The following is a 20,207-nucleotide window of genomic DNA, read 5'->3' on the forward strand; positions in this document are numbered from 1 at the left end:
GGTTTATTTCGCAAAGGTTTCATCGAACAGATTATCCATGGCCTTGAACGCGCGAGCTGCCACCAGCGGGTGGTACTCGTTGCGCCCCGACACATTGGCCTCCGGGTTGGTGAAGGAATGCACCGCACCGCCGTAGCTGACCAATTGCCAATCGGCTTTCGCCGCTTTCATTTCCGCAATAAAACCATCGACCTGCTCCTGCGGCACCGCTGGGTCATCCGCACCATGCAGCACCAGAACCGGTGCCTTGATGTTTTGTGCATCACGCGGATCAGGCGTATCCAGGTTGCCATGGAAAGACACAAAGCCTTTCAGCTGCGCACCAGAACGGGCCAGTTCCAATACGGTTCCGCCACCAAAACAGAAACCTATAGCGCCTAACTGCGTGGTATCCAGTGCCACCTGCCCGGCCTGCGCTTTGAGCACCTCAACAGCCGCCTGCGCCCGCTTGCGCATCAATGGCCTGTCGCTGCGCACGGTTGTAGCCGCTACCTTGGCTTCATCGGCATTAGTCGGACGAATCGCTTTGCCGTACATGTCGGCAACGAATATGACGTATTTGTCGGAAGCCAGCAGCGCGGCCTTGGTTGCCGCGTTTTCACTGACACCCATCCAGTTAGGCACCATCAGCAGGCCCGGACGCGGCGTAGTGACCGCATCGTCATAGACCACTAGGCCTTCGTAAGCTTCGCCGTCAATTTCATACGGCACCGGTTTAACCACCACAGCAGCTTCAGCGACACCGACCAGACCGGCCAGCGCCAAGGGTAAAAGTGATTTTTTCATCGACCCGAATCCCTCTTGAATGAGTAGCCCTCAACAGTAGCGTTTGTGCGCGCTGCGCCAAGAAAAAAGCCCGCTTGCGCGGGCTTTTTTCTTTACGGCAGGTGTCAGGCAGACAGCTCGACCAGCAGCTTGTTCAGCCGCTGCACGTAAGCGGCCGGATCCTTCAGGTTGTCGCCTGCGGCCAGGGCAGCCTGGTCGAAGAGGATATGGCTGAGGTCGGCGAAACGATCTTCATCAGCCTCGCTATCGAGCTTCTCGATCAGCGGGTGGCTTGGGTTGAATTCGAAGATCGGCTTGGATTCCGGCACCTTCTGCCCGCTGGCTTCGAGGATCTGCCGCATCTGCAAGCCCAGGTCCTGCTCGCCAATGGCCAGGATGGCCGGCGAGTCGGTCAGACGATGGGAAACGCGCACCTCGGCAACCTGCTCACCCAGCGCGGTTTTCAGACGCTCGACCAGGCCTTCTTTGGCCTTGGCGACTTCTTCCTGGGCCTTCTTGTCTTCTTCCGAATCCAGCTTGCCGAGGTCCAGATCACCACGGGCCACGTCGACGAAATGCTTGCCGTCGAACTCGGTCAGGTAGCTCATCAGCCACTCATCGATACGGTCGGTGAGCAGCAGCACTTCGATGCCTTTCTTGCGGAACACTTCCAGGTGCGGGCTGTTCTTTACCTGGGCGTAGGATTCGCCAGTCAGGTAGTAGACCTTGTCCTGGCCTTCGGCCATGCGCGCGATGTAATCGCCCAGGCCAACGCTCTGCTCGCCATCTTCAGTACGGGTGGAAGCAAAGCGCAGCAGGCCGGCGATCTTCTCCTTGTTGGCGAAATCTTCCGCCGGACCTTCCTTGAGCACCTGGCCGAAGTTCTTCCAGAAGCTCTTGTATTGCTCGGGCTCGTTCTTCGCCAGTTTTTCCAGCATATCCAGCACACGCTTGGTCAGCGCCGACTTCATCGAGTCGATGATCGGATCTTTCTGCAGGATCTCGCGGGAGACGTTCAGCGACAGGTCGTTGGAGTCGACCACACCCTTGATAAAGCGCAGGTACAGCGGCAGGAACGACTCGGCCTGATCCATGACGAATACGCGCTGCACATAGAGTTTCAGGCCGCGCGGCGCTTCACGCTGATACAGGTCGAACGGCGCACGGGCCGGGGTGTAGAGCAGCGAGGTGTATTCCAGCTTGCCTTCGACCTTGTTGTGGCTCCAGCTCAGCGGGTTCTCGAAATCGTGACCGATGTGCTTGTAGAACTCCTGGTATTCCTCGTCCTTGATCTCGGTACGCGGACGGGTCCACAGGGCGCTGGCGCGGTTGACGGTTTCCCACTCAACCTCTGCTGGCTTGTCCTTCTCTTCGCCGCTGAACTCTTTTGGCAGCTCGATCGGCAAGGCGATATGGTCGGAGTACTTCTTGATGATGTTGCGCAGACGCCAGCCATCGGCGAACTCGTCTTCACCGCTCTTGAGGTGCAGGACGATGCGGGTACCGCGCTCGGCTTTCTCGACGGTGGCAACTTCGAACTCGCCCTCGCCTTTGCTCGACCAGTGCACGCCTTCGCTGGCCGGGCTGCCGGCGCGGCGGCTGAACACATCAACCTTGTCGGCGACGATAAAGGCCGAGTAGAAGCCCACGCCGAACTGGCCGATCAGGTGCGAATCCTTCTTCTGGTCGCCGGTCAGGTGCTGCATAAAGTCGGCGGTGCCGGACTTGGCGATGGTGCCCAGATGGGTGATCGCGTCCTCGCGGCTCATGCCGATGCCGTTGTCTTCGAGGGTGACGGTCTTGGCGTCCTTGTCAAAGCTGACGCGGATTTTCAGCTCGGCACCGCCTTCGAGCAGTTCGGGCTTGGCCAGCGCTTCGAAACGCAGCTTGTCGCTGGCATCGGACGCATTGGAAATCAGCTCGCGCAGGAAGATTTCCTTGTTCGAATACAGCGAATGGATCATCAGGTGCAGCAGCTGCTTCACCTCGGTCTGGAAGCCCAGGGTTTCTTTTTGAGTTTCCACACTCATGCTCTCTAACTCCACGTGGTTGACATAAGCCGCAGTGCGACGGATGTCCTACAGGTGGGGGCGTGCGCTGAAATTTCAAGGGCTTGCTGGTGATCAGGGTTCGAGCAGCTCGATGCGCACCACTTCTTCGGGGCGCAGGCTGTAACTGACCTCCCCCTGCCCGCTCAGGCGCTGACGCAGCATGATCCTCCCGTCCAGGTCGACGCCCTGGAATCGGCCCTCGGCAATACTGCCGCGCTCGGTGGCCACCCGCATGCTCAGGTTGTGATAGCGGCTGGGGCTGCGCAGCAGTGCATCCAGGCTAAAGCGAATGCGTCGGTCCAGCGGCCGGCTGACACGCTCCGGCGGCGCTGCGACAACTTCGCTGCGCACAGGCGTAGATGGGGCCGCGGCGGGCTCCGGCAAGCTGGCGAAGCTGTCGCTTTCCACCGCCCAGCCACGGTTGAGAGACTTTTTCAGCACCATATCGACCCGCTGTTGCTGCCCCGTGATCAGAGCCTGCACCTGCAGCTCGAGGCGCTCGGCCGGGAAGCTCACCGCGGCCAGCGGCTGCAGCTGCACCTGGCGCGTGACAAAGCGCCGCTGTAGATAATCCTCGATCACATACTTCAGGGTATCCAGCGAATCGATCTGCCGGTTCACCTGACCGTCCTTCTTGTAACGCAGGCCGTCGCTGAACAGCTCGACTCTGCCGCTCAGGCTGGTCTTGAACCGCGGCGGCAAAACCAGGTGAAAATTGCCGGCCAGGCGGTTCGGGGCCTGTGGCTGCAGATCGAGGTGCAGGGTGTAGCCGCGGCTCAGGCGGCGCGCCTCGGGGAGTTCCTGTTCTGGCAACAACCAGCTGATCTCGATCTCGGGCAGCACGCCTTCGTCGCCAGGCAGCACGTCCAGGCGCAGCGGCCCCTTGACGGCTTGCGGCAGGCGGATAAGCAGCTCGCTCTGGGCAAAGAAATCCTGACCTTCGCGCAAGCTCAGGACGCCATCGATCAGCTCGCCCTGCTGCGGGGCAAAGGGCCGCCCATAAAGCTCGCCATTCAGGGCGATGGCCAGCTCGGCAGGAGGCTGCTCGGCAGGCTTGAGCCATTGCAGGCTGAGGATGGCTTCCAGACGCTGCGAGTCCTGACTGGCGAGCAGGGTCATGCCGACGATCAGAGGGATAAAGCCCAGGCCGGCCAGGGTCAGCGGCGCACGAGCAAAGCGCCAGTGGCGCAGCACATAGAACAGCGTCAGGGGGGGCAGCAGACTGCCCCAGCCCCACAGCAGGCTGGTGGCAAACGCGCGCATCACCAGCCAGACCAGGCCGACGAGAATCAGCAGCAAGCCACCCAGAATCAGCAGCGCATCCATCTAGTATTCCTTGTTTACGAGCCGCACTTTATCCAGCGTCTGCGCGGATCAAGGCTCATCGACCTTGAAGTGGGCGCGGGCAGTCGCGATAGGCTCGGTTTGATTGGTTTGCCAGGCCGTGATCGCCACGTTGGCGACACGCCTGCCCTGACGCCACACCTGGCATTGGGCGAAGGTGTCACGATAATGACCGGCGCGCAGGTAATCTATCGAGAAGTCGATGATTTTCGGTAAATGTGGGATGCCCATAAACATCAGCAGATGAAGCATCGCCGAATGCTCCATAAAACCGGCAATCACCCCGCCATGCAGCGCCGGCAAGGTCGGGTTACCGATATTGTCCTGGCTGGCGGGCAGGCGGAAGACCATGTCGTCGCCCAGGCGCAGGCACTCGATTCCCAGCAGCTTGGCGTAGGGAATAAGGCTGATCAGCGAGTCGTAGTTGTTCTGCTCGTGGGCTTCGCGCACCAGCTGGTTGAGCTTGGGGCTGCTCATGCGCCACCCCCCTGGATCCCATGCTTGATCTGCGCGCCGCCCTGTACGGCCTTGCCCATACGCATAAAGGCCCCTACCACATGGGCAATGGGTTGCGCCGGGTCGTCCTGATAGGCGTAGCCGCGGGTAAAGATGATATTGGGCGTAACCCGGTAGCATTCGGCGAAACCGAATACATCCTTGTTCGGCTCGGCCGGATGCATATAGTCGATGCGCAGATCCAGGGTCGGGCAGATCTCGAACTCCGGCAGCACACAGACCGTGGAGATACCGCAGGTGGTGTCCATCAAGGTGGTGATGGCTCCGCCATGGATCACTCCGGTTTCCGGGTTGCCGATAATCTGCGTGCTATAGGGCAGGCGCAGGATCAGGCCCTGCGCATCGGCACTGTGCACGCTCATGCCGAGGACCTGGCAGTGGCGCAGCACCGAGAGAAAGCGCTGCGCGCGCTCAAGCATGGGGGAATCATTCATAGCGTCAAACCTGGGACCAGCGTACAGAGGGCAGGCATGATAGCGCCTCGTCCTAGCCAGGGCACGGCCCGCATAAGCGGATTGGGGAACTTCGTCGATTCATCGCGGTTCAAACGGCCATGACCGGGGCAACCCGGCAATGACGAACATTCACAAGGAGTACCAAACCGTGCAAAAACCATTTACCTATGCCCTGCTGCTCGCCGCCACCCTGGCCCTCGCGGCCTGCGAAAAGACTCCGGAAGACAAAATGGAATCGGCCAAGGAATCCGCAGTCGACGCCGTAGAATCCATGGGCGAAGCCATGGAAGACAAGACCAATCAGGTTCTGGGCAACGAGCCGACCACTGGCGAGAAGATCGAAGACGCCGCAGAAGATGCGGCTAATGCCATCGACGAGGCTGGCGAAGACGCCAAAGACGCGGTAGACGGCCAGTAAGCACCTCGCGGCCCAAACGCCACGCATCGCGGTAATCCTGGATTATCCGCATGCGGGTATCTAGCAGCCGGATGCCGCTACGCGAGCCAGAAAAAATGCCGTTCACTTCTCTGCAGTGAACGGCATTTTTGCGAGCCATACTCAGTTGCGGTTTGTGCCCTTACAGAACCGGCACCAGCATCAGCAACAGGCTGCAGAGCAACCCCACCACCCAGACCAGGCTGCGCTGCCAGTGCATATCGGCCCAGTAGAACCCCAGGTACAGCACCCGGGCAACGACGAAGGTCACGGCCAGCACATCTACCAGCACACCATGATTGTTGGTGACGTGGGTCATCAGTACACCCACGGCAAACAGCGGGAAGGCCTCGAAGCTGTTCAGGTGGGCCGCCAGCGCCCGCGCGCCGAAGCCGGTCAGACGCGCCTGCTGAGCCCGCGGATGGTGATTGTCGTAATGCCCTCCCCCTTCACTGGCCATGGCCTTGGCCACCGGTGCCTTGGCAATAAAGATCAGGATGGCACTGATAAAGATGCACCAGAACGGCAGACTCATTCGCTTTTCTCCTTGGGCGATTCGAACGCCGGGGTCTGGGTATAGACCATCACTTCCAGCACATCGGAGTGAAACTCGCGGCGGTACAACACTATCACTACGCCAGTGCTGACCAGCATGAAAAACCAGGGATTGATAAACCAGGCCAAGGTCGCCATGCCGAAGTAATAGGCCCGCAGACCCTGGTTGAACTGGTTAGCCGCCATGGAGATCACCCGCGCGGTGCGCTCGGCAAAGGCCTTGCGCTCCTGTTCGGTGACATGCCGCTCGCCGATCATGGGCGCAGAGCCCACCAGCACGGCGGCGAAATTGTACTGACGCATGCACCAGCTGAAGGTGAAGAAGGCATAGACGAACACCACACCCAGACACAGCAGCTTGACCTCGGACATCTCGCGGCTGGCGGTCTGGACAAAGGGCAAGTCGGCCAGCAAGGACACGGCACGGTCGGAGGCCCCCAGTACGGTAAGGATACCGGCAAGTATGATCAGGGTGCTGGAGGCGAAGAACGAGGCGTTGCGCTCCAGATTGCCGATCACGTTGGCATCGGCGATACGGTTGTCGCGCAGCAGCATGCGACGCATCCAGTCCTCGCGGTACAGGTGCAGCACGCTGGCCAGACAGGGGGTGGTGCGCCCCTTGGCCTGGGCATAACGGGTGTAGCCCGCCCAGCAGATCACAAACCAGAGAACAGCAAGCAGATGCGGCAGGTAATAGTCACTGATCGGCATGGGAGCTCCTTGATTGCCAACGCCGATTATAGCCAGGCCAGTCTTTCAACTGGCCAACAAAAAAGGCCGCTGGAGCAAACCAGCGGCCTTTTGCAGTTACAGGCGGACCGATCAGGCAGCGACAGCAACCGTTCGGCCCAGCAGGCGGTCGCAAGCCGCGGCCAGAACCAGGGTAACCAGCACCGGCAACAGCCAGCCGAGGCTCTGGTCGGCCAGCGGCAACTGGCTGAAGAATCCAGGTACCCACTGCGCCCAGCCCGCCGCGGCCAGGCCGTCGACCAGGCCAAAGGCCAGGGCCACCGCCATCACCGGGCGGAACACCCGCGCCGACGAGAGCCAGAAGCCATCGAGCAGGCTCAGTGCGACCAGAACGATGGCCAGGGGATAGAGCCCCACCAGCACGGGAATCGAGAAGCTGATCAGTTGCGTCAGGCCCTGGTTGGCGACCAGCAGGCTGAACAGCCCCAGTGCGATGACCACGCCGCGGTAGGACACAGGCAGCAGCTTGCTGAAAAACTCGCCGCAGGCCGTCAGCAAGCCCACCGCGGTGGTCAGGCAGGCCAGCGTGATCACCACGGCCAGCAACAGGCTACCGGCCGTGCCGAAGGTGTGCTGCACATAGGCGGTGAGGATCTGCACGCCGTTCTGCGCTTCGCCGGCAATCCCCTGGCTGGTCGCGCCGAGGTAGAACAGCGCCAGATAGACCAGCGACAGACCGACGGCGGCGATCAGGCCGGCAATCACCGAATAGCGGGTGATCAACTTGCCATCGGTCACGCCCTGATCACGAATCGCAGTGGCAATCACGATGCCGAATACCAGGGCTCCGAGGGTGTCCATGGTCAGATAGCCCTGCAGGAAGCCCTGCACGAAAGGCGCGGCCTGATAGTCCGCGGTAACTGGGCCAATCTCCCCGGCCGGCAGCAACAGGGCTGCAGCCCCCAGTACCAGCAGCGCGGCGAGCAGAACCGGGGTGATGTACTTGCCGATTCGGTCCACCAGCTGCCCCGGGTTGAGGGCCAGAAACAGTACCGCGGCGAAATAGGCCAGGGTGTAGATCAACAGCGGCGTCGCCTGATTACCGGCAAAGGGGGCAATGCCCATCTCGAAGGAGACCACGGCGGTGCGCGGGGTGGCGAACAGCGGACCGATGGCCAGGTACACCGCCACCGCGAACAGCGTCCCGGCGTGCTTGCCTAGCGGTGCGGTCAGCAGCGCCATACCGCCGCCAACCCGGGCCAGCGCCACAATGGTGAGCAAGGGCAAACCGACGCCGGTGAGCAGGAAGCCCAGGGCCGCCGGGCCGATATTTTCGCCCGCCGCCATGCCGGCGCTGGGCGGGAAGATGATGTTGCCCGCACCGAGGAACAGGGCAAAGGTCATAAAACCAAGGGCCAGGAGATCCGAGCCTTTCAAACGATTCATAGAGGGGAATACCACAGGCAGAAAGTTATGAGTTCCGAGGGTTTCCCGAAGGATCGGGGGAAACGTCACTCAGCCGGTTGGGCTGAGCCACTGTTGCGCCGTAAGCCGCTTGTGGCGACCCAGGCGCGAATAGTTGCAAGCCTATCTAATTTGCCGTTTTAACGGCACTGACGCCGGTCAAGCTGTCGAACTGGCGTAAACCGCTGTCGCATCGACAACAGTTCTTGGAGCTGAATAAAAAAGGCCACCCGAAGGTGGCCTCTTCATCAACCAATCACGCTTAGGCGTTCTTGGCTTCCCAACCAGTCAGCTCGGCCAGGGCCTTGCCGATATCAGCCAGGGAGCGCACGGTTTTCACACCAGCGTCTTGCAGGGCTGCGAACTTCTCGTCTGCAGTACCCTTGCCGCCGGAGATGATTGCACCGGCGTGGCCCATACGCTTGCCCGCCGGAGCGGTCACACCAGCGATGTAGGACACCACCGGCTTGGTCACGTTGGCCTTGATGTAAGCAGCGGCTTCTTCTTCAGCCGAACCGCCGATCTCACCGATCATGACGATCGCTTCGGTCTTCGGGTCTTCCTGGAACAGCTTCAGGATGTCGATGAAGTTGGAGCCCGGGATCGGGTCACCGCCGATGCCGACGCAGGTGGACTGACCGAAACCAGCGTCAGTGGTCTGCTTGACGGCTTCGTAAGTCAGGGTGCCGGAACGCGACACGATGCCTACTTTGCCTGGCAAGTGGATGTGGCCCGGCATGATGCCGATCTTGCACTCGCCCGGAGTGATCACGCCTGGGCAGTTCGGGCCGATCAGGACCACACCCAGCTCGTCGCACTTGACCTTGGCGTCGAGCATGTCGAGGGTCGGGATGCCTTCGGTGATGCACACGATCAGCTTGATGCCGCCGAAGGCCGCTTCCAGGATCGAGTCCTTGCAGAACGGAGCCGGAACGTAGATCACGCTGGCGGTAGCACCAGTGGCAGCTACGGCGTCTTTCACGGTGTTGAACACCGGCAGACCCAGGTGCTCGGTGCCGCCTTTGCCCGGGGTTACGCCACCGACCATCTGAGTGCCGTATTCGATGGCTTGCTGGGTGTGGAAGCTACCCTGCGAACCAGTAATACCCTGGCAGATAACCTTGGTGTCTTTGTTGATCAGGACGCTCATTATTTGCCCTCCGCAGCTTTGACAACTTGTTGAGCAGCGTCGGTCAGGCTGGTAGCCGCGATGATGTTCAAACCGCTTTCTGCCAGTACTTTAGCGCCCAGCTCAGCGTTGTTACCTTCAAGGCGAACAACAACCGGGATTTTAACGCCAACTTCTTTCACTGCACCGATGATGCCTTCGGCAATCATGTCGCAACGAACGATGCCGCCGAAGATGTTGACCAGTACTGCAGCGACGTTGGAGTCGGACAGGATGATCTTGAACGCTTCGGTAACGCGTTCCTTGGTAGCGCCACCACCTACGTCGAGGAAGTTGGCTGGTTTGCCGCCATGCAGGTTGACGATGTCCATGGTACCCATGGCCAGGCCAGCACCGTTGACCATGCAACCGATGTTGCCTTCCAGCGCTACGTAGTTCAGTTCGAACTTGGCAGCGTGGGCTTCACGAGGATCGTCCTGGGACGGATCGTGGAAGGTCTTCAGCTTAGGCTGACGGTACATGGCGTTGGCGTCGATGTTGATCTTGGCATCAAGGCAGTGCAGATCGCCGTCAGCCTTGATCACCAGCGGGTTCACTTCCAGCAGGGCCAGATCGTGGTCCTGGAACAGCTTGGCCAGACCTACGAAGATCTTGGCGAACTGGGCAACTTGCTTGCCTTCCAGGCCCAGCTGGAAAGCCAGTTCACGACCCTGGAATGGCTGAGCGCCAACCAGCGGATCGATAGTGGCCTTGAGAATTTTTTCTGGGGTTTCGTGAGCGATCTTCTCGATGTCCACGCCACCTTCGGTGGAAGCCATGAACACGATGCGACGGCTGGAACGGTCAACGACCGCGCCCAGGTACAGTTCCTTGGCGATATCGGTGCAGGACTCAACCAGGATCTTGGTTACCGGCTGACCGTTGGCGTCAGTCTGGTAAGTCACCAGACGCTTGCCCAGCCAGTTGGCGGCGAAGGCTTTGGCGTCTTCCTTGCTCTTGACCAGCTTCACGCCGCCCGCTTTACCGCGGCCACCAGCGTGGACTTGAGCCTTGACGACCCACTCAGTGCCACCGATTTTGTCGCAGGCTGCTGCGGCGTCTTCGGGGGTGTCTACGGCGAAACCCTTGGATACGGGCAGGCCGTATTCAGCGAACAGCTGCTTACCCTGATACTCGTGGAGATTCATGCTTGTCTACCGTCTTCGTTTAGGTATTGCGCATACGGTGCTGCACTTGTGATGCCGCACCACCTGTGACTGCTTCTGGAGCAATCCGGCTGACGTTCCGCGCAGCAACCTGGGTTGTACGCGGGCGGTCTGCCGTGGTTCTTTCTGCCTGAAACGCCCCCTGCCGGTACACAAGGCCGATAAGGAGGGCGACTCGGGCAACAACTACTTGATTAACGCTTCTTGCGGTTGGCGATGTGGATGGCGTGGCCATTCACTGCCAGGGCAGCTTCGTGCAGCGCTTCGGACAGCGTTGGGTGGGAGAACACCATCATCCCCAGGTCCTCGGCACTGGTGCCGAATTCCATGCCAATTGCGCCCTGCTGGACCAGCTCGGCAGCGCTCGGGCCAATCACATGTACGCCCAGAACGCGGTCGGTGGCTGCATCGGCAATCACCTTGACCATACCGCCGGTATCGTTGGCAGCCATGGCACGGCCGCTGGCCGCGAACGGGAAGGTACCGACGTTGACCGCAACGCCCTCGCCTTTGAGCTGCTGCTCGGTCTTGCCAACCCATGCGATTTCCGGATGGGTGTAGATGACCGACGGGATCAGGTCATAGTTCATCTGGGCTTTGTGACCGGCGATACGCTCGGCAACCATTACGCCCTCTTCCGAGGCCTTGTGGGCCAGCATCGCGCCGCGCACCACATCACCCACCGCGTAAACGCCCGGTACGCTGGTGGCGCACTGGTCGTCGACGTAGATAAAGCCACGCTCGTCCATGTCCACACCGCTATCGGTGGCCAGCAGATCGGTGGTCACCGGACGACGGCCGACCGCGATGATCAGCTTGTCGAAGGTCATCTTCTGCTCGCCTTCGGCATCGGTGAAGCTCACGGTGACCTGCTTCTTCTTCACTTCGGAAGCGGTCAGACGTGCGCCCAGACGGATCTTCAGGCCTTGCTTGGTGAAGGTCTTCAAGGCTTCCTTGGCGATCTGCTCATCGGCGGCCGGGAGGAACTTGTCCTGGGCCTCGATCACGGTCACTTCGGCACCCAGACGGGCCCATACCGAACCCAGCTCCAGACCGATAACGCCGGCACCGATCACGCCGAGTTTCTTCGGCACGCTCTGGAATTCCAGGGCACCGGTGGAGTCAACGATCACATCCTGGTCGACCGGAGCCGGCGGAATGTCGATCGGCTTGGAACCGGACGCGATGATCACGTTCTGCGCGTCAACGATCTGGGTGGTGCCGTCCAGCGCGGTCACTTCGACCTGCTTGTTCGCCAGCAGCTTGCCGTGACCTTCGAGCAGGGTCACGCCGTTGGCCTTGAACAGGGTGGAAACGCCGCCGGTGAGGTTCTTAACGATATTGCTCTTGCGCGCGACCATGGCCGGCACGTCGATGCTCACGCCCTTGGCTTCGATACCGTGAATGGCGAAGCCTTCTTTGGCTTCGTGGTATTTCCAGGAGCTGTCCAGCAACGCCTTGGACGGAATGCAACCGACGTTCAGGCAAGTACCGCCGAGGGCGATCTTGCCCTCTTTGTCCTGGTACTTCTCGATACAGGCAGTCTTCAGACCGAGTTGCGCTGCCTTGATGGCGGCTACATAGCCACCAGGGCCGGCACCGATGACTACCACGTCGAATTTCTGGGTCATAACATATTCCTTCTCGAATAAACCGGACGGCCCTGAACCAGGGCCGCCGTGGGAGAAACTGGCTTTTAGATGTCCAGCAGCAGGCGCGCCGGGTCTTCCAGCAAGTTCTTGATGGTCACCAGGAAGGTCACGGCTTCCTTACCATCGATCAGGCGGTGGTCGTAGGACAGCGCCAGGTACATCATCGGGCGGATCACCACCTGACCGTTGATCGCCATCGGCCGTTGCAGGATGTTGTGCATGCCGAGGATGGCCGCCTGCGGCGGGTTGACGATCGGGGTCGACATCATCGAACCGAAGGTACCACCGTTGGTGATGGTGAACGTGCCGCCGGTCATGTCGTCGATCGACAGTTTGCCGTCTTTGGCTTTCTTGCCGAAGGTGGCGATGCCGTTTTCGATTTCAGCCAGGCTCATCAGTTCGGCATTACGCAGCACTGGAACCACCAGGCCACGGTCGCTGGACACGGCAACACCGATGTCGGAGTAACCGTGGTAGACGATGTCGGAGCCGTCGATCGAGGCGTTGACAGCCGGGAAGCGCTTCAGCGCCTCGGTGGCAGCCTTGACGAAGAACGACATAAAGCCCAGGCGTACGCCGTTGTGGGTCTTCTCGAACAGATCCTTGTACTTCGAACGCAGGGCCATGACTTCAGTCATGTCGACTTCGTTGAAGGTGGTCAGCATGGCCATGTTCGACTGGGCTTCGACCAGACGCTCGGCGACCTTGGCACGCAGGCGGGTCATCGGCACGCGCTTCTCGACGCGATCGCCGGCAGCGAACATCGGCGCGGCGGCAGCCGGAGCGGCCGGTTTGGCAGCAGGCGCAGCAGCCGGGGCGTTCTTCTTGGCTTCAACGGCCGCGACCACGTCTTCCTTGGTTACGCGACCGCCCTTGCCGGTGCCGGCAATGCTATTGGCGTCAAGACCGTTCTCTTCGGCGATCTTGCGTGCAGCAGGCGACAGGATGGCGTCGTCACCCGCAGCAGCCGGTGCGGCGGCCTGGGCGGCAACAGCCGGAGCAGCTGCGGCGGCTGCCGGGGCAGCGGCAGCAGCGCTGCCCTCACCCAGGGTACCCAGCACTTCGTTGGAAAGGACGGTATCGCCTTCGTTCTTGATGATTTGCGCGAGGACACCATCGGCCTCGGCCAGCACTTCGATCACTACCTTGTCGGTTTCGATATCGACGATCAGTTCGTCGCGCTTGACCGCATCACCCGGCTTCTTGTGCCAGGTGGCCACGGTGCCGTCGGCGACCGATTCCGGGAAAGTAGGGGCTTTGATCTCGATAGCCATTATCAGTGGTTCCTTAAATTCGGTTTCTTCTACGAGGCGGCCTCAGGCGGCCGCCTCTTACGCGAAGGCGTTAAACAGTAAAGGCGTCCTGCAGGAGTTTTTCCTGCTGTTCGGCGTGCATCGATGCATAACCACAGGCGGGTGCGGCAGACGCATCACGACCGGCGTACTCGAGGAACAGCGCTTTCTTGTGCGCTGTCGCCACGCGACGCATGTGATGCTGGCTGCAGTACCAGGCCCCCTGGTTCATCGGCTCTTCCTGACACCAGACGATGTGCTTGAGGTTCTTGTACGGAGCAAGCGCCTCGGCCAGATCGTCTTCCGGGAACGGATAGAGCTGCTCGATACGCACGATGGCGATATCTTCGCGGCCTTCACTGCGGCGCTTTTCCAGCAGGTCGTAGTAGACCTTGCCGCTGCACAGCACCAGGCGGTCGACCTTCTTCGGATCGATCGCATCGGTTTCCGGGATCACGGTCTGGAACGAACCCTCGGCCAGATCTTCCAGGGTCGAGATGGCCAATTTGTGGCGCAGCAGCGACTTCGGCGTCAATACGACCAACGGCTTGCGCAGCGGACGAATCACCTGACGGCGCAGCAGGTGGTAGATCTGCGCCGGGGTGGTCGGTACGGCCACCTGCATGTTGTGCTCGGCGCACAGTTGCAGATAACGCTCCAGACGTGCCGAACTGTGCTCAGGCCCCTGCCCTTCATAACCGTGCGGCAGCAGCATGGTCAGACCGCAGAGACGGCCCCACTTGTGCTCGCCACTGGAAATGAACTGGTCGAACACCACCTGGGCACCGTTGGCGAAGTCGCCGAACTGGGCTTCCCAGATCACCAGCGCATTGGGCTGGGTGGTGGCATAGCCGTATTCGAAGGCCAGCACGGCTTCTTCCGATAGGAAGGAATCGTACAGGTCGAACTTCGGCTGACCGGCGTAGAGGTTCTGCAACGGCAGGTAGGTACCGGCATCCTTCTGGTTGTGCAGCGCCGCATGGCGGTGCGAGAAGGTGCCGCGGCCGATGTCCTGACCCGTCATGCGGATCGGATGACCTTCGAACAACAGGGTCGCGTAGGCCATGGTTTCGGCATAGCCCCAGTTGATCGGCAGCGCACCGGCACCCATCTTCTGGCGGTCTTCGAGAATCTTCGCGACCTGACGCTGGACCACGAAGCCTTCCGGAATTTCCAGCAGCTTGCTGGACAGTTCCTGCAGGGTTTTCAGCTCAAAGCGGGTGTCGTGACGCGCGGTCCAGGCGTGACCCAGATACGGGCGCCAATCGACGAACAATTCCTTGTTCGGCTCCTTGACCAGGCTCTTGACCACATGCTGGCCGTTATCCAGCGCAGTGCGGTAGTCGTCGATCTTGGCCTGCACGTCGTCCACCGAGTGGCGTACGGCGCTGGTCAGGGCTTCGGCATACAGCTCGCGGGTGGTGCGCTGCTTGCCGATCTGCTGATACATGATCGGCTGAGTACCGCTCGGCTCGTCGGCTTCGTTGTGGCCGCGACGGCGGTAGCAGACCAGGTCGATGACCACGTCACGCTTGTACTGCATGCGGTAGTCGACGGCCAGCTGAGTGACGAACAGCACCGCTTCCGGGTCATCGCCGTTCACGTGCAGGATCGGGGCCTGGATCATCTTCGCCACATCGGTGCAGTACTCGGTGGAACGCGAGTCCAGCGGGTTGCTGATGGTGAAGCCAACCTGGTTGTTGATCACGATATGGATGGTGCCGCCGGTCTTGAAGCCGCGGGTCTGCGACATCTGGAAGGTTTCCATGACCACACCCTGACCGGCGAATGCCGCGTCACCGTGCAGGGAAACCGGCAGTACCTTCTCGCCAGTGGTATCGCAACGACGATCCTGACGGGCGCGCACAGAACCCTCGACCACCGGAGAGACGATCTCCAGGTGCGAGGGGTTGAACGCCATCGCCAGGTGCACTTCGCCGCCAGCGGTCATCACGTTGGAGGAGAAACCCTGGTGGTATTTCACGTCGCCAGAGGACAGGCCTTCGGTCTTCTTGCCTTCGAACTCGTCGAACAGGTCGCGCGGGTTCTTGCCGAAGGTGTTGACCAGCACGTTGAGACGACCACGGTGGGCCATGCCGATGACGATTTCCTTGGTGCCGTAGGAACCGGAACGCTGGATCAGCTCATCGAGCAGGGGAATCAGGCTCTCGCCACCTTCCAGACCGAAACGCTTGGTACCCGGGTATTTGGTCCCCAGGTATTTTTCCAGGCCCTCGGCCGCAGTCAGGCGCTCAAGCAGATGGCTCTGTACTTCGGTGGAAAACTGTGGACGACCACGTACGCTTTCCAGGCGCTGCTGGAACCAGCTGCGCTGCTCGGAATCGACGATATGGGTGAACTCGGCACCGATGGTGCGGCAATATGTCTGCTGCAACGCATCGCGAATTTCGCGCAGAGTAGCCTCTTCCTTGCCGATAAACAGACCACCGGTACGGAATGTGGTGTCCAGATCGGCATCGGTCAGCCCGTAGTGGTTGATCGACAGATCAGCCGGTGCGGGACGCTGCCAGAGACCAAGCGGATCGAGTTGGGCGGCCTGATGGCCACGCATGCGATAGGCCTGAATCATCCGTAGCACTTCGACTTGCTTCTTTTCGTGCTCGCTGCTCACGCTGCCGGCAGACACCGGTTGGGCGCGACGCTGGTTTTTAGCGAGCAACACGAAATGATCGCGGATCGTCGAATGCGATACGTCTGTGGCGGCGCTGCCTTCAGTCGGCAACTTCTGGAAGTAAGTGCGCCACTCTTCTGGCACAGCGTTGGGATCGTGCAGGTAAAGCTCGTAGAGCTCTTCCACATAGGCAGCGTTACCACCGGATAGGTGGGCACTGTCCCACATGCGCTGCATCACGCTTTCTTGCATGCTTGGTCACCCTCGGTAAGGGGACACCACCGGCGAAGAAACCGCATGGCTTGCCAGTCCTGGAGCAGCGACTGGTAAGCCACTACGGATCCCGCAGATAGTCCGGGCACCAGCCCGGATGCCCCTGCTGGTCGTCATATTTTTCAAAGTTAAGAACCGCCGCTTTGTGAGCTGCGGTTCTTGCTAAAACTACGGCGCGGGGTTGAAGCCAGCGCCGCAGGTGTTACAGGTCTAGCAAACAAACGCTAATCAGGTACCGCTTTGCAGCAACATGTTGCGTACGTGGCCGATTGCCTTGGTCGGGTTGAGACCTTTAGGGCAAACGTTCACGCAGTTCATGATGCCGCGGCAACGGAACACGCTGAACGGATCGTCCAGCGCGGCCAGGCGCTCATCGGTCTTGGTGTCACGGCTGTCGGCCAGGAAACGGTAGGCCTGCAGCAGCGCAGCGGGACCAAGGAACTTGTCGGGGTTCCACCAGAAGGACGGGCAGCTGGTCGAGCAGCAAGCGCACAGGATGCACTCGTAAAGACCGTCCAGCTTCTCGCGCTCTTCCGGGGTTTGCAGACGTTCGATGGCCGGAGCCGGGGTATCGTTCTGCAGGAACGGCTGCACCTTCTCGTACTGCTTGTAGAAGATGCTCATGTCGACAACCAAGTCACGAATTACTGGCAAACCCGGCAACGGGCGAATCACCAGCTTGTTGTTCTTGACGGTTGCCGACAGCGGCGTGATACAGGCCAGACCGTTCTTGCCATTGATGTTCATGCCGTCGGAGCCACAGACCCCTTCACGGCAGGAGCGACGGTAGGAGAAGGTCACGTCCTGTTCCTTGATCAGCGCCAGCACGTCGAGGACCATGATGTCCTTGCCGCCGGTGTCGATCTGGAAATCCTGCATAAACGGCGCAGCATCTTTTTCCGGGTTGTAACGATAAACGCTTACTTGCAACAGATTGGCTTGCGACATATCAGGCACCCTTAATAAGTCCGAACCTTGGGTTCAAACGCTGGAACTGTCTTCGGCGAGAAGTTGACCGAACGCTTGCTCACGCGCTTTTCACCTGGGATATACAGGGAATGGCACAGCCAGTTTTCGTCATCACGATCTTCGAAGTCTTCACGAGCGTGAGCGCCACGGGATTCCTTACGAACCTCGGCAGCGATCGCGGTGGCTTCAGCCACTTCGAGAAGGTTTTGCAGCTCCAGTGCTTCGATACGCGCAGTGTTGAATGCCTGGCTCTTGTCCGCGATCTTGACGTTCGCGATCCGCTCACGCAGGTCGGCCAGTTGGGTAATACCCTTCTGCATGTACTCGCCGGTGCGGAACACACCGAAGTAGTTCTGCATGCAGTTTTGCAGTTCTTTACGCAGCGGCGCGACGTCTTCGCCGGTGGTGCGTTCATTGACGCCCGCCAGACGCTTGAGCGACAGCTCGATGTCGGTTTCGCTGGCACCACGGACTTCCACGCCTTCTTTCAGCGATTTTTCCAGGTGAATGCCTGCCGCACGGCCGAATACCACCAGGTCAAGCAGCGAGTTGCCGCCCAGGCGGTTGGCACCGTGTACCGATACGCAAGCCACTTCGCCTACCGCAAACAGACCGTCGATGATCTTGTCGTTGCCGTTGGCATCCTGAGTGATGGCCTGGCCATGAATGTTGGTCGGCACGCCGCCCATCATATAGTGGCAGGTCGGCACGACCGGAATCGGCGCAACCACCGGATCGACGTGAGCGAAGGTCTTGGACAGTTCGCAGATACCCGGCAGGCGGCTGTGCAGCACTTCTTCGCCGAGGTGGTCGAGCTTGAGCATCACGTGATCGCCATCCGGACCACAGCCGTTGCCGGCGATGATTTCCTTGACCATGGAGCGCGCAACCACGTCGCGGCCGGCCAGGTCTTTGGCGTTCGGCGCATAGCGTTCCATGAAACGCTCGCCGTGCTTGTTGATCAGGTAGCCACCTTCACCACGGCAACCTTCGGTCACCAGGGTACCGGCACCGGCGATGCCGGTCGGGTGGAACTGCCACATTTCGATGTCCTGCACCGGCACGCCGGCACGCAGGGCCATGCCCACGCCGTCGCCAGTGTTGATCAGGGCGTTGGTGGTGGAGGCGTAGATACGCCCTGCACCGCCAGTGGCCAGAACCACGGCCTTGGAACGGATATAAACGGTTTCGCCGGTTTCAATGCAGATGGCGATGGTGCCAACCACGGCACCGTCCTGGTTCTTCACCAGATCGACCGCGTACCACTCGTTAAGGAACGAGGTACCAGCCTTGAGGTTGGCCTGGTACAAGGTGTGCAGCAGCGCATGACCGGTACGGTCGGCAGCAGCGCAGGTGCGCGCAGCCTGAGTCGGGTTGTTTGGGCCCTTGGACTGACCGCCGAACGGACGCTGATAAATGCGACCCTGTTCGGTACGGGAGAACGGCAGACCCATGTGTTCCAGTTCGAATACGGCTTCCGGACCAACGGAGCACATATATTCGATGGCGTCCTGGTCACCGATGTAATCGGAGCCCTTGACGGTGTCGTACATGTGCCAGCGCCAATCGTCGTTCGGGTCGGCCGAAGCGATGGCGCAGGTGATGCCACCCTGGGCGGATACGGTGTGCGAGCGGGTCGGAAAGACCTTGGTCACCACAGCGGTCTTGTGCCCGCCCTGGGCCAACTGCAGCGCAGCGCGCATGCCCGCGCCGCCGCCACCGACGATGATGGCGTCGTAAGAAAGAGTGCGAATAGTCATGGATCAGTTACCCCAAAGAATCTGCACGCCCCAGACGAAGAACGTGAACATGGCAATGCCACACGCCGCCTGGAAGAGAAAACGCACCACAGTCGCCCACTTACCCAGCGCCATCGGCGTCAGGTAGTCGGTGGAAATTGTCCACATACCTACCCAGGCGTGAACGCTGAGCGCCACCAGGGCCAGCAGACTGAAAATGCGCATCGCATTATTGGAGAACAGCGCCTGCCATTCGGCATAACCCAGACCTGGGTTGAACACGACATAACCCAGCAGAAACAGCGTGTAAGCCGCGAGAACGACCGCAGACACGCGTTGCGCCATCCAGTCATAGAGGCCCGAACGCGAGAAGTTAGTGACGTTGGTTACCATATCCACACCCCCAGCAGCAGGATCACGATCGCCGAAACGACGAGAACGATTTGCGAGCCCAGCTTGCCGCCTTCCAGCGTCTCACCAATGCCCATGTCCATGATCAAGTGGCGTACACCGGCCACCAGGTGGTACAGCAGAGCGGACAGCAGACCCCAGATCACGAACTTGGCCAGCGGACTGGTCAGGCAATCCTTCACCTGGGCAAAGCCCTCTTCGGACGCCAGCGACTTGTCGAGGCCAAACAGCAGAATGGCGATACCGACAAAGAGGATGACACCGGAGATACGGTGAAGAATGGACGTGTAAGCAGTGATTGGGAGTTTGATAGTCCTAAGGTCTAGGTTTACAGGTCTTTGGCTATTCACGGCTTTTTTATCACACTGAGAGCCCCTAACTATCAGGGCAAAGTTGTCGGGAAGTGCACTGGTCAGGTACCCATCACCCAAGGAGTGACAACCACCAGAATACGGGCGTGTAGCCCTTGGTAGTTGGGCGCAGAGTATAGACAGTTAGGTTACTAATGACAATGCAAAGCCCCCTACCTAAAAGCGCATTGCGCAGCCTTTATAAATGACGTAAAGGGGACGATTTTCACCGCGAAAACCACCCGCAAACCCTTCTGCCGTCTGGGTTTTCGCAAATTG

Annotated in this window: 18 protein-coding genes; 1 reads left to right on the forward strand and 17 read right to left on the reverse strand. The window is 60.2% G+C overall.

Features of this window, described 5'->3' with window-relative positions; all coding sequences use genetic code 11:
* Positions 1-3: 3 nt before the first annotated feature.
* The 5 genes from WMW70_RS10100 to WMW70_RS10120 all read right to left on the reverse strand — a co-directional run bounded on the left by WMW70_RS10100 (position 4) and on the right by WMW70_RS10120 (position 5,110).
* Positions 4-786, reverse strand: coding sequence for a dienelactone hydrolase family protein (locus tag WMW70_RS10100; RefSeq protein ID WP_341437378.1), 783 nt, complete (start codon positions 784-786; stop codon positions 4-6).
* Between the two features lie 104 nt (positions 787-890).
* The gene (htpG, locus tag WMW70_RS10105) at positions 891-2,795 is read right to left on the reverse strand and encodes a molecular chaperone HtpG (RefSeq protein WP_341437379.1); all 1,905 of its coding nucleotides are present in this window, start codon (positions 2,793-2,795) and stop codon (positions 891-893) included.
* Positions 2,796-2,888: 93 nt separating this feature from the next.
* A complete protein-coding gene (locus WMW70_RS10110; RefSeq protein WP_341437380.1) occupies positions 2,889-4,142 on the reverse strand; it encodes an MFS transporter in 1,254 nt (417 codons plus the stop codon).
* Positions 4,143-4,190: 48 nt separating this feature from the next.
* Entirely contained in the window at positions 4,191-4,637 is a 447-nt protein-coding gene (locus WMW70_RS10115) for a PaaI family thioesterase (RefSeq protein ID WP_341437381.1), read from the reverse strand.
* Positions 4,634-5,110, reverse strand: coding sequence for a PaaI family thioesterase (locus WMW70_RS10120; protein ID WP_341437382.1), 477 nt, complete (start codon positions 5,108-5,110; stop codon positions 4,634-4,636). The genes WMW70_RS10115 and WMW70_RS10120 overlap by 4 nt, the downstream gene beginning before the upstream one ends.
* Before the next feature lie 169 nt (positions 5,111-5,279).
* Between WMW70_RS10120 and WMW70_RS10125 the strand changes: the two genes are divergently transcribed.
* The gene (locus WMW70_RS10125; protein WP_341437383.1) at positions 5,280-5,549 is read left to right on the forward strand and encodes a hypothetical protein; all 270 of its coding nucleotides are present in this window, start codon (positions 5,280-5,282) and stop codon (positions 5,547-5,549) included.
* Between the two features lie 160 nt (positions 5,550-5,709).
* Here the strand turns inward: WMW70_RS10125 and WMW70_RS10130 are convergent, their stop codons facing one another.
* The 12 genes from WMW70_RS10130 to sdhC all read right to left on the reverse strand — a co-directional run bounded on the left by WMW70_RS10130 (position 5,710) and on the right by sdhC (position 19,928).
* Complete coding sequence (locus WMW70_RS10130; protein WP_341437384.1) at positions 5,710-6,102, reverse strand: MAPEG family protein; 393 nt, start codon at positions 6,100-6,102, stop codon at positions 5,710-5,712.
* Entirely contained in the window at positions 6,099-6,833 is a 735-nt protein-coding gene (locus WMW70_RS10135; RefSeq protein ID WP_341437385.1) for a DUF599 domain-containing protein, read from the reverse strand. The genes WMW70_RS10130 and WMW70_RS10135 overlap by 4 nt, the downstream gene beginning before the upstream one ends.
* 111 nt (positions 6,834-6,944) lie before the next feature.
* Complete coding sequence (brnQ, locus tag WMW70_RS10140) at positions 6,945-8,258, reverse strand: branched-chain amino acid transport system II carrier protein (protein WP_341437386.1); 1,314 nt, start codon at positions 8,256-8,258, stop codon at positions 6,945-6,947.
* A 280-nt stretch (positions 8,259-8,538) separates the two neighbouring features.
* Entirely contained in the window at positions 8,539-9,426 is an 888-nt protein-coding gene (gene sucD / locus WMW70_RS10145) for a succinate--CoA ligase subunit alpha (protein ID WP_341437387.1), read from the reverse strand.
* Positions 9,426-10,592: an ADP-forming succinate--CoA ligase subunit beta gene (gene sucC, locus WMW70_RS10150; RefSeq protein WP_325506574.1), complete on the reverse strand. Its 1,167-nt coding sequence runs from the start codon at positions 10,590-10,592 to the stop codon at positions 9,426-9,428. The genes sucD and sucC overlap by 1 nt, the downstream gene beginning before the upstream one ends.
* Before the next feature lie 212 nt (positions 10,593-10,804).
* The gene (gene lpdA, locus WMW70_RS10155; protein WP_341437388.1) at positions 10,805-12,241 is read right to left on the reverse strand and encodes a dihydrolipoyl dehydrogenase; all 1,437 of its coding nucleotides are present in this window, start codon (positions 12,239-12,241) and stop codon (positions 10,805-10,807) included.
* Positions 12,242-12,306: 65 nt separating this feature from the next.
* Positions 12,307-13,536, reverse strand: a complete 1,230-nt coding sequence (odhB, locus tag WMW70_RS10160) for a 2-oxoglutarate dehydrogenase complex dihydrolipoyllysine-residue succinyltransferase (protein WP_341437389.1) — start codon at positions 13,534-13,536, stop codon at positions 12,307-12,309.
* A 70-nt stretch (positions 13,537-13,606) separates the two neighbouring features.
* Positions 13,607-16,438, reverse strand: coding sequence for a 2-oxoglutarate dehydrogenase E1 component (locus WMW70_RS10165; protein ID WP_341437390.1), 2,832 nt, complete (start codon positions 16,436-16,438; stop codon positions 13,607-13,609).
* Between the two features lie 249 nt (positions 16,439-16,687).
* Positions 16,688-17,392 carry a succinate dehydrogenase iron-sulfur subunit gene (locus tag WMW70_RS10170; protein WP_341437545.1) on the reverse strand — a complete coding sequence of 235 codons (705 nt, stop codon included), beginning with the start codon at positions 17,390-17,392 and terminating at the stop codon, positions 16,688-16,690.
* A gap of 26 nt (positions 17,393-17,418) precedes the next feature.
* Positions 17,419-19,188, reverse strand: a complete 1,770-nt coding sequence (gene sdhA, locus WMW70_RS10175) for a succinate dehydrogenase flavoprotein subunit (protein WP_341437391.1) — start codon at positions 19,186-19,188, stop codon at positions 17,419-17,421.
* A gap of 3 nt (positions 19,189-19,191) precedes the next feature.
* Complete coding sequence (gene sdhD, locus WMW70_RS10180) at positions 19,192-19,560, reverse strand: succinate dehydrogenase, hydrophobic membrane anchor protein (RefSeq protein ID WP_341437392.1); 369 nt, start codon at positions 19,558-19,560, stop codon at positions 19,192-19,194.
* Positions 19,554-19,928 carry a succinate dehydrogenase, cytochrome b556 subunit gene (gene sdhC, locus WMW70_RS10185; protein ID WP_341437393.1) on the reverse strand — a complete coding sequence of 125 codons (375 nt, stop codon included), beginning with the start codon at positions 19,926-19,928 and terminating at the stop codon, positions 19,554-19,556. The genes sdhD and sdhC overlap by 7 nt, the downstream gene beginning before the upstream one ends.
* Positions 19,929-20,207 lie beyond the last annotated feature (279 nt).

Origin of the sequence: Pseudomonas sp. XK-1, from assembly GCF_038069885.1 — a bacterium.
GTDB lineage: Bacteria > Pseudomonadota > Gammaproteobacteria > Pseudomonadales > Pseudomonadaceae > Aquipseudomonas.

Excerpts from the sequence above, each read along its gene's own strand:
- WMW70_RS10100 (WP_341437378.1), bottom strand. The coding sequence starts at position 786 with ATGAAAAAATCACTTTTACCCTTGGCGCTGGCCGGTCTGGTCGGTGTC.
- htpG (WP_341437379.1), bottom strand. The coding sequence starts at position 2,795 with ATGAGTGTGGAAACTCAAAAAGAAACCCTGGGCTTCCAGACCGAGGTG.
- WMW70_RS10110 (WP_341437380.1), bottom strand. The coding sequence starts at position 4,142 with ATGGATGCGCTGCTGATTCTGGGTGGCTTGCTGCTGATTCTCGTCGGC.
- WMW70_RS10115 (WP_341437381.1), bottom strand. The coding sequence starts at position 4,637 with ATGAGCAGCCCCAAGCTCAACCAGCTGGTGCGCGAAGCCCACGAGCAG.
- WMW70_RS10120 (WP_341437382.1), bottom strand. The coding sequence starts at position 5,110 with ATGAATGATTCCCCCATGCTTGAGCGCGCGCAGCGCTTTCTCTCGGTG.
- WMW70_RS10130 (WP_341437384.1), bottom strand. The coding sequence starts at position 6,102 with ATGAGTCTGCCGTTCTGGTGCATCTTTATCAGTGCCATCCTGATCTTT.
- WMW70_RS10135 (WP_341437385.1), bottom strand. The coding sequence starts at position 6,833 with ATGCCGATCAGTGACTATTACCTGCCGCATCTGCTTGCTGTTCTCTGG.
- brnQ (WP_341437386.1), bottom strand. The coding sequence starts at position 8,258 with ATGAATCGTTTGAAAGGCTCGGATCTCCTGGCCCTTGGTTTTATGACC.
- sucD (WP_341437387.1), bottom strand. The coding sequence starts at position 9,426 with ATGAGCGTCCTGATCAACAAAGACACCAAGGTTATCTGCCAGGGTATT.
- sucC (WP_325506574.1), bottom strand. The coding sequence starts at position 10,592 with ATGAATCTCCACGAGTATCAGGGTAAGCAGCTGTTCGCTGAATACGGC.
- lpdA (WP_341437388.1), bottom strand. The coding sequence starts at position 12,241 with ATGACCCAGAAATTCGACGTGGTAGTCATCGGTGCCGGCCCTGGTGGC.
- odhB (WP_341437389.1), bottom strand. The coding sequence starts at position 13,536 with ATGGCTATCGAGATCAAAGCCCCTACTTTCCCGGAATCGGTCGCCGAC.
- WMW70_RS10165 (WP_341437390.1), bottom strand. The coding sequence starts at position 16,438 with ATGCAAGAAAGCGTGATGCAGCGCATGTGGGACAGTGCCCACCTATCC.
- sdhA (WP_341437391.1), bottom strand. The coding sequence starts at position 19,188 with ATGACTATTCGCACTCTTTCTTACGACGCCATCATCGTCGGTGGCGGC.
- sdhD (WP_341437392.1), bottom strand. The coding sequence starts at position 19,560 with ATGGTAACCAACGTCACTAACTTCTCGCGTTCGGGCCTCTATGACTGG.